At 26.4% G+C, this 15,562-nt stretch carries 15 protein-coding genes; 5 read left to right on the top strand and 10 right to left on the bottom strand.

Features of this window, described 5'->3' with window-relative positions; genetic code table 11:
• The first annotated feature begins 2 nt into the window (after positions 1–2).
• The 4 genes from I1A51_RS13865 to I1A51_RS13850 are packed head-to-tail and all read left to right on the top strand — an operon-like array spanning position 3 to position 4,258.
• A complete protein-coding gene (locus tag I1A51_RS13865) occupies positions 3–752 on the top strand; it encodes a DUF4129 domain-containing protein (RefSeq protein WP_196894911.1) in 750 nt (249 codons plus the stop codon).
• Complete coding sequence (locus tag I1A51_RS13860; protein ID WP_196894909.1) at positions 745–1,953, top strand: DUF4350 domain-containing protein; 1,209 nt, start codon at positions 745–747, stop codon at positions 1,951–1,953. The genes I1A51_RS13865 and I1A51_RS13860 overlap by 8 nt, the downstream gene beginning before the upstream one ends.
• Positions 1,940–2,926, top strand: a complete 987-nt coding sequence (locus I1A51_RS13855) for an AAA family ATPase (protein ID WP_196894908.1) — start codon at positions 1,940–1,942, stop codon at positions 2,924–2,926. The genes I1A51_RS13860 and I1A51_RS13855 overlap by 14 nt, the downstream gene beginning before the upstream one ends.
• Complete coding sequence (locus I1A51_RS13850) at positions 2,927–4,258, top strand: DUF58 domain-containing protein (protein WP_196894906.1); 1,332 nt, start codon at positions 2,927–2,929, stop codon at positions 4,256–4,258.
• A 39-nt stretch (positions 4,259–4,297) separates the two neighbouring features.
• Here I1A51_RS13850 and I1A51_RS13845 read toward each other — a convergent pair whose 3' ends face one another.
• From I1A51_RS13845 to I1A51_RS13830, 4 genes are all read right to left on the bottom strand, one after another.
• Positions 4,298–5,116, bottom strand: coding sequence for a class I SAM-dependent methyltransferase (locus I1A51_RS13845; protein ID WP_196894904.1), 819 nt, complete (start codon positions 5,114–5,116; stop codon positions 4,298–4,300).
• Positions 5,117–5,438: 322 nt separating this feature from the next.
• Positions 5,439–5,813 carry a hypothetical protein gene (locus tag I1A51_RS13840; RefSeq protein WP_196894903.1) on the bottom strand — a complete coding sequence of 125 codons (375 nt, stop codon included), beginning with the start codon at positions 5,811–5,813 and terminating at the stop codon, positions 5,439–5,441.
• A gap of 3 nt (positions 5,814–5,816) precedes the next feature.
• Positions 5,817–6,233, bottom strand: a complete 417-nt coding sequence (locus tag I1A51_RS13835) for a hypothetical protein (RefSeq protein WP_196894901.1) — start codon at positions 6,231–6,233, stop codon at positions 5,817–5,819.
• A gap of 210 nt (positions 6,234–6,443) precedes the next feature.
• Entirely contained in the window at positions 6,444–6,854 is a 411-nt protein-coding gene (locus I1A51_RS13830) for a hypothetical protein (RefSeq protein WP_196894899.1), read from the bottom strand.
• Between the two features lie 246 nt (positions 6,855–7,100).
• Here I1A51_RS13830 and I1A51_RS13825 point away from each other — a divergent pair, with 246 nt between their 5' ends.
• A complete protein-coding gene (locus I1A51_RS13825; protein WP_196894897.1) occupies positions 7,101–8,678 on the top strand; it encodes a vWA domain-containing protein in 1,578 nt (525 codons plus the stop codon).
• A gap of 46 nt (positions 8,679–8,724) precedes the next feature.
• Here I1A51_RS13825 and I1A51_RS13820 read toward each other — a convergent pair whose 3' ends face one another.
• From I1A51_RS13820 to I1A51_RS13795, 6 genes are all read right to left on the bottom strand, one after another.
• Entirely contained in the window at positions 8,725–9,948 is a 1,224-nt protein-coding gene (locus I1A51_RS13820; RefSeq protein ID WP_196894895.1) for a DUF4272 domain-containing protein, read from the bottom strand.
• 46 nt (positions 9,949–9,994) lie between these two features.
• Positions 9,995–10,639 carry a response regulator gene (locus tag I1A51_RS13815; protein WP_196894893.1) on the bottom strand — a complete coding sequence of 215 codons (645 nt, stop codon included), beginning with the start codon at positions 10,637–10,639 and terminating at the stop codon, positions 9,995–9,997.
• Positions 10,629–12,731, bottom strand: a complete 2,103-nt coding sequence (locus I1A51_RS13810) for an ATP-binding protein (RefSeq protein WP_196894891.1) — start codon at positions 12,729–12,731, stop codon at positions 10,629–10,631. The genes I1A51_RS13815 and I1A51_RS13810 overlap by 11 nt, the downstream gene beginning before the upstream one ends.
• A gap of 86 nt (positions 12,732–12,817) precedes the next feature.
• Positions 12,818–13,405, bottom strand: a complete 588-nt coding sequence (locus I1A51_RS13805) for a porin family protein (RefSeq protein WP_196894889.1) — start codon at positions 13,403–13,405, stop codon at positions 12,818–12,820.
• Positions 13,406–13,664: 259 nt separating this feature from the next.
• Positions 13,665–14,555, bottom strand: coding sequence for a 3-hydroxybutyryl-CoA dehydrogenase (locus I1A51_RS13800; protein WP_196894888.1), 891 nt, complete (start codon positions 14,553–14,555; stop codon positions 13,665–13,667).
• A 40-nt stretch (positions 14,556–14,595) separates the two neighbouring features.
• Positions 14,596–15,558 carry a Gfo/Idh/MocA family protein gene (locus tag I1A51_RS13795; RefSeq protein ID WP_196894887.1) on the bottom strand — a complete coding sequence of 321 codons (963 nt, stop codon included), beginning with the start codon at positions 15,556–15,558 and terminating at the stop codon, positions 14,596–14,598.
• Between the last annotated feature and the right edge of the window lie 4 nt (positions 15,559–15,562).

Raw genomic sequence — 15,562 nt, 5'->3', positions numbered from 1 at the left:
AAATGTTTAGAAAAATATTTGTTTTATTCTGTTTTTGTGTAAGTACTATTGTATTTGCACAAACAACAGAAGATGAAATACAAGAAGATAGAAAATCAACTGTTGAACGCAAACATTTTGATGCTAATAAACTTCAAGGTTATAAAGAAAAAAAAGATTTTAATTATGAAATAAATGAAAAAGATACTTCTTTATACGAAAGAATAATAAACTGGTTAACTATAACTGTTGAGAATTTTTTACACCGTATTTTTGAAAATGAAACTGCTGGAATAATTCTAGGTTTTATAGGGCTTTTCTTTACTTATCTTCCATATTTATTTGGAGCTATAGTATTGTATTTGCTTTTAAAATTCTTAAATAAAAAAGGATATATCTCTTTATCATTTAAATCAAAAAATAAAAAAAACATCACTTTTTCAGATGATGAAAAAATAATTAATGAAGCAGATTTACCTTCTCTAATTGAAAAAGCAGTTTTAAATCAAAATTTCCGTTTAGCAATTCGATATCAATATTTATTTCTTCTAAAACAACTACAAGATGCTGAAATATTGCGTTGGGCACAGCAAAAAACAAATGAAGATTATTTCGAAGAAATTGAAAAAGAAGAAATTAAACAATATTTTAGAAAAGTCACAGATTTATATGATTATATCTGGTATGGAAATTTTAATATTACAGAAATAGAATATAATAAATTGTTAGTGAATTTTGAAAAAGTAACTAAAACTCTGAATTATAATGGATAAAAAAACTAAAATATATATAGGAATTATTTTGAGTTTTATGTTCATTGGAGTTTTTTTTCAAATGCTAAAACCAAAAGAAATTAATTGGCTTCCAACTTATTATGGAACACATAAATCACCTTATGGAACTTATGTTTTAAAGAATAGTTTAAAAGAACTCTTTCCTGAAACGAATATTTCAGAAATACATAAACCAACATATGAGTTTTTAAAAGAAAACCCAGAAAATGGAACTTTAATTTATATTGATCATCAATTGAATTTTGATGAAGCAGAATTTTACGATTTATTAGAATTTATTGAAAAAGGAAATGATGTTTTTATTTCAACTTCTGCTGTTCGAATTGATACTTTAAATTTAATTACGAAAGAATTTGAAACATCTGGATTTGATTTAATTCCTTTCTTTACAGTAATCAATCCAAATTTAACACAAAAAGAATATTCTTTTGACAGAGAATTTAGTAAAAATTATTTTTCTAAAATTGATACCACAAATTCAATTGCATTAGGAAAATCAGGTTTATTAAACGCTGAAAATGAACGTGAATCTGAAGGAATAAACTTTATTAAACATCCTTATGGTAAAGGAAATTTATACCTTCATACTTTTCCAGAAGCCTTTACAAATTACTATCTTTTGAAAGATGAAAATAGTGAATATTCTGCTTCAGTTTTATCTTATTTAGGAAACCCGGAAAGGATCTATTGGGATGAATATTTTAAAACAGGAAAACCAACAAATCGTTCTTTAATGCAACATGTATTGCTAAATAAAAGTTTAAAATGGGGATATTATATTGCATTAATTGGTGTCTTATTTTTTATCATTTTTAAAGGAAAAAGAGAGCAAAGAGTGGTTCCAATTATAGAACCTTTAAAAAATAATACATTAGCTTTTGTGCAAACAATTGCTGGAATGTATTTTAATAACAAATCACATAAAAGTATTTCTGATCAGAAAATTATATACTTTTTAGAACAAATTAGAATTCATTATCACTTGGATACAAGTAATATAAATGAAGAATTTATAAAGAATTTCACAGAGAAAAGTGGTTCAGATTACGAAGAAGTAAAACAATTTTTTACGTATTTAGAAAATATATACAATGAAAAAACTATTCAAGAAAATCAATTGATAAAGTTGAATAAATTCTTGGAAAAATTTCAAATAAAAAATAAAAATGGAAGAAAATAACGAAATATTTTTTGAAAATAGAATAGATTTAGAAGCATTAAAAAATGCTGTAGATAAAATAAAAACACAAATAGGAAAAGTGTTAGTTGGACAAGAAGAATTTTTAGAGTTTCTGATTGTTTCTTTACTAGCTGATGGACATGTATTGATTGAAGGTGTTCCTGGAGTTGCAAAAACCGTAACTGCAAAAATGCTTGCAAAAACAGTTGCTACAGCATTTAATAGAATTCAATTTACACCTGATTTAATGCCAAGTGATGTTATTGGAACTTCTGTTTTAAATATGAGTTCTGCTGAATTTGAATTTAAAAATGGGCCAATTTTTTCCAATTTAGTTTTAATTGATGAAATCAATCGAGCACCTGCAAAAACACAATCTGCTTTGTTTGAAGTTATGGAAGAAAAGCAAATTACAGTAGATGGAATTACGTATAAAATGCCAAATCCATTTATGGTTCTTGCAACTCAAAATCCAATTGAACAAGAAGGAACATACGCTTTACCTGAAGCGCAATTAGATCGATTTTTATTTAAAATTCTTGTAGATTATCCTAATACAGAAGATGAAATTAAAATTTTGCAATTGCATAATGAACGAAAAGGACAAAAACAGGAAGCTTTAATTGAAAGTATTTTAACGGAAAAAGAATTAGAAGAAGCAAAATCGAAAGTAAATGATATTTTAGTGGAAGAAAAATTGTTTACTTATATAGCAGAAATTATTTCTAAAACAAGAAATCATTCATTTTTAAGTTTAGGAGGTTCTCCAAGAGCAAGTATTGCAATTTTGCAAGCTTCTAAAGCATATGCAGCAATGAAAGGAAGAGATTTTGTAATTCCTGAAGATATTAAAAAAGTAGTTTTTCCGATTTTAAGACACCGAATTATGTTGACTCCAGAAAAAGAAATGGAGGGGTTAACAACAGATAAAGTGATTGAAATTATTGTACAATCAGTGGAAGTTCCAAGGTAGATGAAGTTTTTTAAAAGTTTATATATTCACCAACGATTTTTCATTTATATCGCAATTATTTCCACTCTTTTTATTTTAAGTTATTGGATAGAATTTTTATATCAATTAGCTTGGGTTTCTGTTCTTTTTCTAATGGTTTTTATGTTTTTAGACATCTTTTTATTATACAATAAAAAACAGAAATTAGAGGCTTTTAGAAATGTAAGTCAGAAATTATCAAACTCTGATGAAAATCCGATTACAATTCAAATAAATAATGAATTTAATATTCCAATTCATGTAAAAGTAATCGATGAAATTCCTTTTCAATTTCAAAAAAGAGATTTTGATTATTCTTTTCAATTGGATAAATACCAATCTTTTAGTTTTGAGTATAAATTAAAACCAACGGAAAGAGGTGAATATGATTTTGGAAATTTATTGTTGTATATTTCTAGTTTTTTGAAGATTTTTTCAAGGAAAATAACATTTGAACTTTCTGAAAAAGTTAGTGTGTATCCGTCATATATTCAAATGCAAAAATATGCTTTCTTAGCGATAAGCAATGGTTTGAACAAATTAGGAATTAAGAAAATTCGTAAAATCGGTCATACGATGGAATTTGAAAAAATTAAGGAATACACAAAAGGAGATGATATTCGAACAATTAATTGGAAAGCAACTGCGAAACGAGCACAAATAATGGTGAACCAATATCAAGATGAAAAATCACAACCGATTTATTCGATAATTGATACTGGAAGAGCAATGAAAATGCCTTTTGATCAATTGAAATTATTAGATTATGCAATTAATTCTTCATTGGCTTTTTCAAATATTGCAATAAAAAAAGGAGATAAAGCAGGTTTGTTGACTTTTTCAAAAGAAATTGATATTATTTTATCTGCAAGTAAAAAAGTGACACATTTAAATTTGATAAATGAAGCTTTATACAAGATTTCTACCGATTTTACAGAATCGAATTTTGCATTACTTTACAGTACAATTAGAAGAAAAATTACGCAAAGAAGTTTGATTATTTTATATACAAATTTTGAACATGAAGCGAATTTAAAACGTCAATTACCATATATTTCTGCGATTGCAAAAAAGCATTTGTTATTAGTTGTGTTTTTCAAAAATTCAGAATTAAATTCATTAATATCTGAAAAAACAGAAGATTTAAAATCGATTTATAAGAAATCGATTGCAGAAAAATTTGATTTTGAAAAAAGATTAATTGTAAAAGAATTGGAAAAAGCAGGTGTAAATACCTTGTTGACCGAGCCTTCTGAATTATCTGTAAATGTGATTAATAAATATTTACAATTTAAAGCAAAAGGAATGATATAAAAGAAAAAAAGACTAGAATTAACTAGTCTTTTTTTTATGTTATTTCTTGATTCCAACTAAAATTCCTGCGCCATATTTATTTCTATTTAAAATAAAATGGGTGAACATTTGAATGGTTCTTCTAAATAGATAAGAAGAAGATTTAACTTGCAATACTTCGGGGGAATTTAGAATGTTTTTTGTGAAATTTGAAAACAAATAGGAGGGGGCATAATCTTTGAAAAGTATTTTTAAATTCATCAATTCAAATTCTTTCGATTCTGATTTTACAATTTTAAAATTTGATTTACAAAGCTTTTGTTTCAAATATTTTGTTGTATACATTTTCATGTTACAACCACAAATAGCGTAGGTTTTTAATTTAAATTTCTCCGAAAAAGATAAATGTTTAAAAACAAAAGGAGCGTCGATAAAAATTCCACCAGGAGATAAAATTTTCTCTGAATTTTTATAAAAAAACTCAATATCTGGTAAAAACATACTTACAGAAATAGAAAAAATTCCAATAATTTTTAAAGTCGGATATTGCAATCTAAAATCTTCCATTGTTCCATGATAAAAAGAAAGATTTGGAATATCTTCATAATAAGATTTCGCTTTTTGAATTGCAATTTTATTGATATCAATTCCAATAATATCAATTCCTTTTGAGATTTTTTTTGATAAATTATAAGTTCCTTTTCCACTTCCACAACCAATATCTAAAATTACACCTTTCTGATTTTCAGTATGTTTAGCGATTAAGTTTAAAATGTTGTTTACCGTTTTTAATGAGTGAGGATGCAAACCATCAATTCCCATGATATGTTCTAAAATTTCATAGGTGTTTACCAATTCGCATGTACTACTATTTTCCATTTTCAATTTTGATTAAATTAATAAAATAAGTTGAAGTTATTTTATCAGTGTACTAATAAATTATTAGTTAAAACTCTGTTTTATAGCATAATTATAATCGAAATTAGAGAAATGTTTTTAATAATAAAAATGGTAATTTTTGTAAGCTTTTTTGGTATTTTACGTCGTTTTGAGATTTTTCGACATTTTAGGAAGTTTATATTTAATGCTAAAAGGAAGTAGGAAATGGTTTTTTTGGTAAGTTTTTAAAAAAGAAAAGTACAACAGTAATGACTAAAGAGATTTTGAGTTTATTACTGCGTACTTTCTAAAATTACAACAATTACCATCTTGGCGTATCGTGATGCCAACCTGGTGCATCAAATTCAGCTTTCAAATTTTGAATATATTCTGTTGGGAAAGAAATTGCATGTGTAAAAGTTGGTAATTGGATTTCTACATCTAAATTTTTTGAATCTAAATTTTTTACTTCATTGTCAAAATTGTGAATCCAATCTTCTACAAAAAATAACAAATCCATCAATTTTTCTCGATCTACATCTTCAGAATAATGAAAATTATATTCGATGATATCAATTAGTTTTTTATAGGATTTTTTTAACCTTAAACCTTGGTGAATTCTATGATTTTCAGAAAAATGAGCTGCTGCTTTTTCACATCTTTCTAAAGCGATGATTAAATGTTTTACTTCATACATAATTTAACGTCTTACTTTTTTACAAAAAACTTGCTCCATATAATATTTATACATAAAAAATGGATCTAAATTTTGCTGGAATATTTTAGGATATATAGCTTTCCATAAATCATCTTCTAAGAAGCGAACAAGAATTTTTGTTTCCTCTGCTGTTTGATGAATAATTATGGGTGTAAAACTATCTTTTCCAACAACTTCACTTGTTGTATATTGATATTTTATTTCCATCATGTCTTTAAATAAAATTTCTTTTTTATATCGATAAACTTTACAATTTAAAGTATCTTCAATATCTCGAAATTCTATTAAAACATCTCCTTCTGATTTTTCTCCAATTGGAAGAATTTTTACTTTAAATGGAATAGAACCATCTTTACCAATATATTGATGAATGTTCATTCCTAATTTTGGTTTCGCCATAGTTTTTTTGGAAATTCAGAAAGTTTAAACAGCCAATAAGAGATGATTTTAATTTTATAACCCCCATTATAAAATATGAACAAAGACAAAATTTTCTCTTTCAAATTCTTCTGTATTTATTTGGTTTAAACTTTCTCAGAAATGAAAAATATAGAATGCAAAAGAACCATCAAGTTGAAAACTCGATGGTAAAAAATCAATTACAAATTATTAAAGCGCGTTCTCTAATAATTCCTTTAGATAATAAATTCGATCCTCTACATTCCCCATATTTGAAGTAGTTTCATGATCAAGAGTTAATACTCCATCTTCGAATTTAGCCCATTTTGTTGCCGACCAAATATCATTTTCATTTTTAATGACAATTTTCTTTAAAACTTCTTTCATCGCTTCTTTCCCTAAATCATCCTGACAAATGTCCTTAAAAGTTTCAATTTGTGGCTGAAAATAAATAGCAGGAATTGCTTCTCTATATAAATCTACTTTTGTATCCTTTGCTAAAGAATCCCATTCTACTTCCATAGGAACTTCAAATCCTAAAGTGTTTAAAACTTCTGTTTTTAAATCTTCAAATTTTGTTTCTTTAAAATTTTGTATCGCTCTTTTTTCTTTTAATCCCATGTTGAGTGTTTTTTTAGTTTTTGTTGAATACAAAATTCTAGAATTATTAAAAGTTATAATACACTTGAAATAGTAGAATTTTTCACCCTGTTTTCAGGGGGTAAGTTTAAATTTGAAAGAAAATTAAAAGAATTAAATACAATTAATCAGAAATTTGTTTAAACAAAAGAAAAAACATAGATTGAAAACAATATTTTATCTTTGAGACCCTTTATTTTAAAAGATAAGATTAAAGAAAACCAAATTATGTTCCAAAAATCATTTCTATTATTTATAATATTCACACAAATTTCTATTTGTTCATTTGCACAGAAACCTACAACTTATTCAAGGAAGACATTGGTTCCAATTGTGAATATTATTGTAGAAGGAGTGAATATGCACACTTATAAAACTCGAAATAAAAATCATTTTTATGGAGATTATTACACCAAAAATTTATTTGAGAAGAGATCGACAAGAATTAGCAAATTTCCAAAGTATAAGTTTAATATTTTTATCAAAAAAAATCGATTTATAAAAGCAAAAGAAAATGTTCAATATTTACCTGGAAAATGGGCAGCTTTAATTGAAAAAGAATTGCAAGAATTAGAAAAATTGCAAAATGAAGAAATTGAATTAAATGCTACTTTGGTTGTACAAACACAAGACATTTTATCGACAAAAGAAAATAGAAAAGCTGTAGGAGAGAATGTGATTAAATTAATTGAAAATGCACATAATCATACTACTTTAGTTGAAAAAATACAAAGTCAACTTCGTGAATTATTACTAGATTATCCAATTAAAGATACTTCAAATTCATGGTATAAATGTGGAGATTTGATGAATCAAATTTTGGAAGAATCAGAAGTAGTATTGACATTTTTAAAAGAAAATAAAACTAAAGAAGCCAAAGAATATGTATCGAAAGTAGATGATCTTTTAAAAGAAATTGAAGAAAATAAAACGACTTTATTAGAAGGAATTAGAAAATATCCAAGTGAAGGAGGAGATGTACATTCGTATTTTTTCATTTTCCATAGATTCGGTCAAGCTTTTGTTTCAGATGTTTTAAAAGATCCAGAAACATTTTCTCGTAGAAGTTTTTATAATTCAGCTTTAATAGAATTTTTTAACATGCAAAATTATTACAATGAATTTACAAACAAAGCTTCTATTGCTTCTAATCATAAAGTTGCTCCAGCTTATTTAATGAAGCAAGTTTATAAGAAATTTTATGTAGAAGTTCCTGAATTAAATTCAAATGAAGAAGCATTTTTAAATGAAGTTTCTGAGGATTTAACGATGGAAGGTTTTAAGAAAAATAATTTGATTTTGTTGTTGGATGTTTCTGGAAGTATGAAAAAGAAGGAAAGATTGCCTTTGTTTAAAGATGCAATACAAAAAGTTTCTTCAATTATGCGAAATGAAGATGTTTTTACAGTTGTTTTATATTCAGATAATGCAAAAATTCTTTTTGAAAGAAAATCATTTACAGATTCCAAAGCGATGAAAAAGTTATTAAAACTTCAAACAAATGGAAGAACAAATGTTTTAAAAGGAATAGAAAAAGCATATAATTTGGCAAATAAAAAATATGATAATCTTGAAAATACGCGAATTATTATGATAACTGATGGTAGTTTTAAATTACCAACTAAAATTTATGAAAAAGTAAAAGCTCAAAATGAAAAAATCCAATTTTCAGTTTTCAATTTTGGAGAACCAAATAAAGCTAATGAGAACTTAAAAAAACTTTCCAAAAGTGGAAATGGAAATTATGTTTCAGTTACTAATGAAAATCATATCAAAACTTTATTAGAGGAAGTTCGTGTGAAATAAAATGTAAAAAAGCTACTTCTATAATAAAGTAGCTTTTTCAAATATTTTATGTATCACAAGTTACAGCATCCCATTCTTGATTTCTATAATTTATCAACCAATTTAAAGCATAATGTCTTTCATAAACTACACTTGGATTTAAATTTTCTACTGTTTCATTTTTAATTCTTGCATCTACACAAGCCCATTCATAGCGATAATATAAATCGTTTAAATCTAAAATTTCCGATTTATTCCTAGTTTCCGTAATTGAATTGATATAATTTGTTACTTCTTGTGCATTTGAAAGAGGATAATTTTCTTTTGGAATAGAATCTAATTGACACATTGCATTTGGCGAACCTAAATCATTTACTTTGTTAATTGCCCATAACAAAGTCCAAATACACTCACATTTCCAAGTTTGTAAACTTTTCTTTTCTGCTGTTGGATTTTCAATAAAATCTTTTTCACCTTCTGTTACAAATTCCCATAAATTATTTTTCTTTAGAAAATTAGTTATCTGTTCTGGAGTTGCAGCATCAAAGGCTATAAAATTCAAAGAAATTAAAATACTTGCTCTTGTTGCGATTTCTTTTGGTGTTCTTAAAGTAACTTCTTCTTCAGCTTCCACACAAGGAAGTTTTTTATTAAATTTTATATGGTTTTCAGCTAAAAAAAGTTCGTTTGTTTTTTTTCGATTTAATTGATCTTCAGTTAGATTATTTTGATTCTGATCATAATATTTTGCATCAATATTCACTTCTAAATCTTCAATTTCACAATTTCCTTGAGAATCAATGATTATATTTAAATTTTTATCTACAAAATGTTGCACAGAAGATTTGCTAATCAATGTATTTGGTTGAACAAAAAGAAAAGCATTAAATTCAATAGCTAATTGTTGAATTAATTGCTGAATTTGTTCTTTTTTACCAATTCCATCTACCAAAGTAAATTCACTATTTACGGCTTGAATTCGATACAAAAAACGACTTTGAATTTCTTCATTAGAGGAAGGGAGGTTTTGAACATAATTAAAAAGTCCACGCAAATTGGAAGTTAAATTTCCTTTTTCTTCTTGAGGAATAAAATAGTTTGGTTGCTCTCTTTCTCTGTAAGAAAATTTGATTTTTGTAGCGCTTTTAAATAATCCTCCTTTGTTTTCTAATTTGATAATTTGAAAATCATCTTCTGTTGAGGTTGTAATGTTTCCTTTCGGAAAAATTTGTTGTAAAGTACTTTTGACTTTTTCAAATCCCATTTGATGGGAATAAAATGTGCATATCATATTTTTTAATTTTTCTTGTTCTTTTAGCAATAATTTGAATGCTTTTTTAACACTCAATATAGCCTTTTTTAATTGCATATTTGGTTAACCCTGCTATATTTTTAGCATTGATTTTTGCCATAATATTTTTACGATAACTTTCCACAGTGTGTTTACTTATAAAAAGTTTTTCTGCAATTTCTAAAGTTGTAAATTCTTGTGAAATCAATTTTAAAACATCAATTTCTCTTTTTGTCAATTTAATTTCTTGTGTGTTTTTGGAATTAATATTATAATCCAAGAAAATATTTTTTACTTCTTGTGAAAAATATTTTTCTCCTTTTAAAATGGTTTTTATAGCTTTTAAAAGTTCCGAAATTTCAGCATTTTTTGGAATATATCCATCTACTTTTGCATCAATTAACTGGCTGATTATTCGCCCTTCTAAATGCATGCTAACCATTAAAACTTTGATTTCTGGATATTTTTTTTTGATATAATTATTGACTTCCATACCATTCATTTCAGGCATCGACATATCACAAATCAATAAATCGATTGGTTCATTTTGATTGATATCAACATATTTCACCAATTTTTTTCCATTATTTGCTGTGTAAAGAATTCGAAATTCATCTTCTATTTTCAAAATTTTATGCAATCCATCTACAAATAAATTATGATCATCAGCAATTAATAAATTATATTTCATGAATAATTTTGTGTTGTTTTTTTAGCGGAATTGTAAAAGAAAAAGTAAATCCACGCTTTGGATGTGCGTCCAAATTTGCAATTCCACCTAATTTTGTTGTTCTGTTTTCAATACTTTTTAATCCTAATCCAGAATTGAATTCTTCCAATTCAAAGCCTTTTCCATCATCTTCATAGATAAAATTCAATTCATCATCATGCAAAGTTATATGAATTTCTACATTTTTCGCATTTGCATGTTTCAAAGTATTACTTATTAATTCTTGAATAATTTTATAAATTTCTACCAAATATTTTTCTTCTAAAACATTAATTTCAAATTCAGGGAATAAGTTTAAATGAAATTCTATTTCTGTAGAGTTTTCTATATTTTGTATATAATTTGCAATTGTTTCTGAAAATTTTCCTTGATAAATTCGATTTTCCATTAAACTATGCGATAAATTTCTAACCTGTTCGTAAGTATGATTTATCTGTGTACTAATTGAATTCCATCGTTGGTGTTTTTGAATCAAATTTCCAATTTGCAATTTAATTGCAGCAATATTTCCACCAATTGTATCATGTAATTCTTGCGCAATTCTTTCTCTTTCTTTTTTCTCTCCTTCCAAAGAAGCGTTAATGATTTCAATTTCTTGATTTTTAATTAGACTTTCTATTTTTTGTGCATTAATTATTTCCTGTTTTTGGTGTAATAAATTTTTAGTTTTTAATTTTTTTAAATAGAAATAAATCAGAATAAAAATGAAAATCAATACAATTGAAATACTAATAACTGTAATCGTACGAATCATTTTCATTTTCGCATTTTTCTCCTTTTCGAGAATTCTTTTTTTCTGTAAAAGCTCTAATTCTGTACTTTGTAATTTGGATAAATTACTTAGTTTATCAATTTCATATTTCTGAGATTGTTCTTTTAATTGTTTTTCTAATTCTAAATTTTGATATGCTTTTTTCTGATTCTGAATAACTAATTCTTTTTCTTTTTTCAACATTTGAAGTTCATGAATTTCTTTTTCTTTTCGATAAGCTTCAAATTCGATTTCCAATTTTTTTATTTCTTCATTATCTTGTAATTCATCAATTTCTTCTTGTAAAATATTTTGTTTTAATAGATAATCATAGGCTTTTTCTAAGTTTTTATCTGCAACCTCGCAAAGTTCTAATTGATGTAAAATTTGCAATTGTTTTCCTAAAACTTTCTTTTCTAAACTTGTTGGATAAATTGTCCATAAAATTTCTTTTGCTTTCTGAATTTCTCCGATTTCTCGCAATAAAGTTGCTTTCAATAGATAAATATCAAGATAGAAAGCTTGAAAATCATTTTCTGTAGAATATTCTTTTGCAATATTTATATATTCTAATGCTTTTTTATATTCTTTTTGATGTAAAAGGTTTTCTCCAAGATTTAAATTCCCAATGATTATTCCTTTTATATTTTCAATTTTTTCACTTAGTTGAATCGCTCGTTGTAAATAAGAATTTGCTTTTTCATAATCTTCATTTCCTGTAAAAATCAATGCAAGATTAATCAAAGCAGCAATAATAAATGTTGGTTTTTCCTTATAATTCAGGCATTCTTCAAAATATGGAATAGCTTTTTTATCATCAAATTTATTCGTGTAACAAAGTGCTAAACCATTTAAATGTCTGAAATAATACTCTTTAAAATTAATTTTCTCAGCAATTTTTAAACCCTCAATATGCCATTTTATCGATTCGTCAATTAAACCTTCATTTAGTAAAGTAATTGCACGAGTATTGTAAGCGGAAGTCAATCTTTTTTGGGATAAAATGTCTTTTCGATTTCCAATTAATTCTATAAATTTTAAATTATAATATTTTGCAGAATCAATATTATGATGTGTATTATGATATTGTCCTAAAACATTTACAGCTTTAATTTTCGAATCATATTCTGATGAATATTGATAAATTTCCTGAAGTTTTTGATAAATAGAGTCACTTTCTTCTCCAATTAATTTTAAATGGGCAGTTTTAAAAAATGAAGAACTAACATTTCCCTTTTCATTTTGTGAAAAAAGAAAAACAGAGTAGAAGAAGCAAAAGAAAACGAGTAGCTTTTTTTCCATGCTCGAAATTAGTGAAGAATTTTTTGAAATAAAAAAACTCAAGACGTAAATCTTGAGTTTAAAAAATTTGACTAAATTTTTAAGTCCTATAAATAAAAAGTAAATCCACCACTAAATTGAACACCAGAATTAATTAATTTGGCGTCATTCGAACTATCTTTTTCTTTTAAAGTGTTCGAGACATATTGCAGACCTAAGTCAATAGAAGCAGATTTTCCTAAGAAAAATGCAGCTCCAACTCCAACATTCCAACCGCTTAAATTAAAGTCAGTTGTTGTATTTCCATCTTCTTCTTTTGCAGTTCCAAAGTTGTAACCTGCTTCTGCAAATGGCTTAATTTTATCTAAATCGAAATAGTAACGAGCAAATGGTCCTACATAAAATGAAGAACTTTTTACATCATCTCCAATTTCTGGTTTTATAGTTTCAGAATCATAACCAAGATTTAATCCTCCTGCTAAATTATCAATGAAAAAGTATCCTCCCTTTGCTTCTAAACCAAATTGAGTTGTTTTACCTATATCAGTTTTATTTCCGTCTACATCAACTTTTGAATTTGTTGAACTAAAATTAAAATTAGAACCTGCTCCAATTAAAATAGCTCCTTTTTCCGTTTGAGCATTTGCAAATTGAACACCACATGCAATTAATGCTGTTAATAATAATTTTTTCATATTGTTAATTTTGTTAATTTGAATATGATTAGACAAAAGTGGTGCCAAAAAAAATATTATTAAGAAAAAAAATAAATTAAAAATGTAGAAAAGCTTACAAATGATTGCTTTCTAATACTTTGAGCTGTATTTTTATTTTAGTTGGTGAAAAAATGGAAGAGAGAAAGTGGATTTAATAAAAAAAAGCCCGTCAAATGACGAGCTTTTAAATCAATTAATACTAAATAAAATCCTTTTTATTTAGTACTATAACTCATTTTTATTTTAAAAATTGTGCAGAAATTTTTTCAGCTTTTCTAGATTCTGAATAATCATAGAATCCTTCACCTGATTTCACACCTTTTTTTCCAGCTGTAACCATATTTACTAATAGTGGACATGGTGCATATTTTGGATTACCAAATCCTTCATGTAATACATTTAAGATTGATAAACAAACGTCTAATCCAATGAAATCTGCTAATTGTAATGGTCCCATTGGATGCGCCATTCCTAATTTCATTACTGTGTCAATTTCATAAACTCCAGCAACTCCTTCATAAAGAGAATAAATTGCTTCGTTAATCATTGGCATTAAAATTCTGTTAGCGATAAATCCAGGATAATCATTTACTTCTACAGGAACTTTCTTTAAAGTTTTAGATAATTCCATAATAGATTCAGTTACTTCATCTGTAGTAGAATATCCACGGATAATTTCTACTAATTTCATAATTGGCACAGGATTCATGAAATGCATTCCAATTACTTTTTCTGGTCTTCCAGTAACAGAAGCAATTTTAGTAATAGAAATAGAAGAAGTATTTGTAGCTAAGATTGTTTTTTCTGGAGCTAATTCATCTAATTGCTTGAAGATTTTTAATTTTAAATCTACATTTTCAGTTGCAGCCTCTACTACTAAATCAGCATCTTTTACTCCTTCTTCCACAGAAGTTAGAGAAGTAATATTTCCTAAAGTAGCTTCTTTATCTTCTTGAGAGATTTTTTCTTTTGCTACCATTCTATCTAAGTTCTTAGAAATTGTAGCAATTCCTCTTTCTAAAGCAGCTTCAGAAATATCTACTAAATTTACTGTAAATCCAGTTTGTGCAAATACATGAGCAATTCCATTTCCCATTGTACCTGCTCCGATAACTGTAATATTTTTCATGTTATTTTCGTTAATTTTTTAATTATTCTTTGGGTTTATTTTATTTAAAACAAGCAATAATTTGATGTGCAACTTTTAATGCATCTGTTCCATTTTCTAATGTTACAATAGGATCTGTATCATTAATAATAGCATCTGCAAAAGTTTCTAATTCATCTAAAATTGCATTGTTTGGATGAATCTTAGGATTCTCAAAGTAAATTTGTTTTTTCACACCTTCTGCATTTTGAAGAATCATTGCAAATTCATCTGGATTTTCTGGAGCATCTTTCATTTTTACAACTTCACTTTTCTTTTCTAAGAAATCTACAGAAATGTAAGCATCTTTTTGGAAGAAACGCGATTTACGCATATTCTTCATAGAAATTCTACTTGAAGTTAAATTTGCAACACATCCATTTTCAAATTCAATACGAGCATTTGCAATATCTGGAGTATCGCTAATAACAGAAACTCCACTTGCATTGATATTTTTTACTTTCGACTTTACTACACTTAATACAACATCAATATCGTGAATCATTAAATCTAAAACTACAGGAACATCTGTTCCTCTTGGATTAAATTCAGCAAGACGATGTGTTTCGATAAACATTGGTGAATCCATCACATCTTTTACTGCTGTAAACGAAGGATTGAATCGCTCTACATGTCCAACTTGTCCTTTTACACCATATTTTTTAGAAAGTTCTAAAAGTTCTTCCGCTTCCTGAATTGTATTTGTAATAGGCTTTTCAATAAAAATATGTTTTCCTTTTTCGATTGCTTTTACAGCACAATCAAAATGAGAAAGTGTAGGAGTAACAATATCTACAACGTCAACTGCGTCGATTAATTCATCAATAGTAGCAAAGGCTTTATATCCAAATTCTTCCGAAACTTTTTTTGCATTTTCAGCACTTGGGTCGTAAAAACCAACAAGCTCATATTTCGAAGATTGTTTTAATAATTTTAAATGTATTTTACCAAGGTGACCTGCACCTAAAACGCCAGCTTTTAACATAAAA

It is taken from the genome of Aureivirga marina (genome assembly GCF_015767265.1).
Taxonomy (GTDB): domain Bacteria; phylum Bacteroidota; class Bacteroidia; order Flavobacteriales; family Flavobacteriaceae; genus Aureivirga; species Aureivirga marina.
Note: the sequence above shows the minus strand (reverse complement) of the source record. Positions and strands in the feature narration are given on the sequence as shown.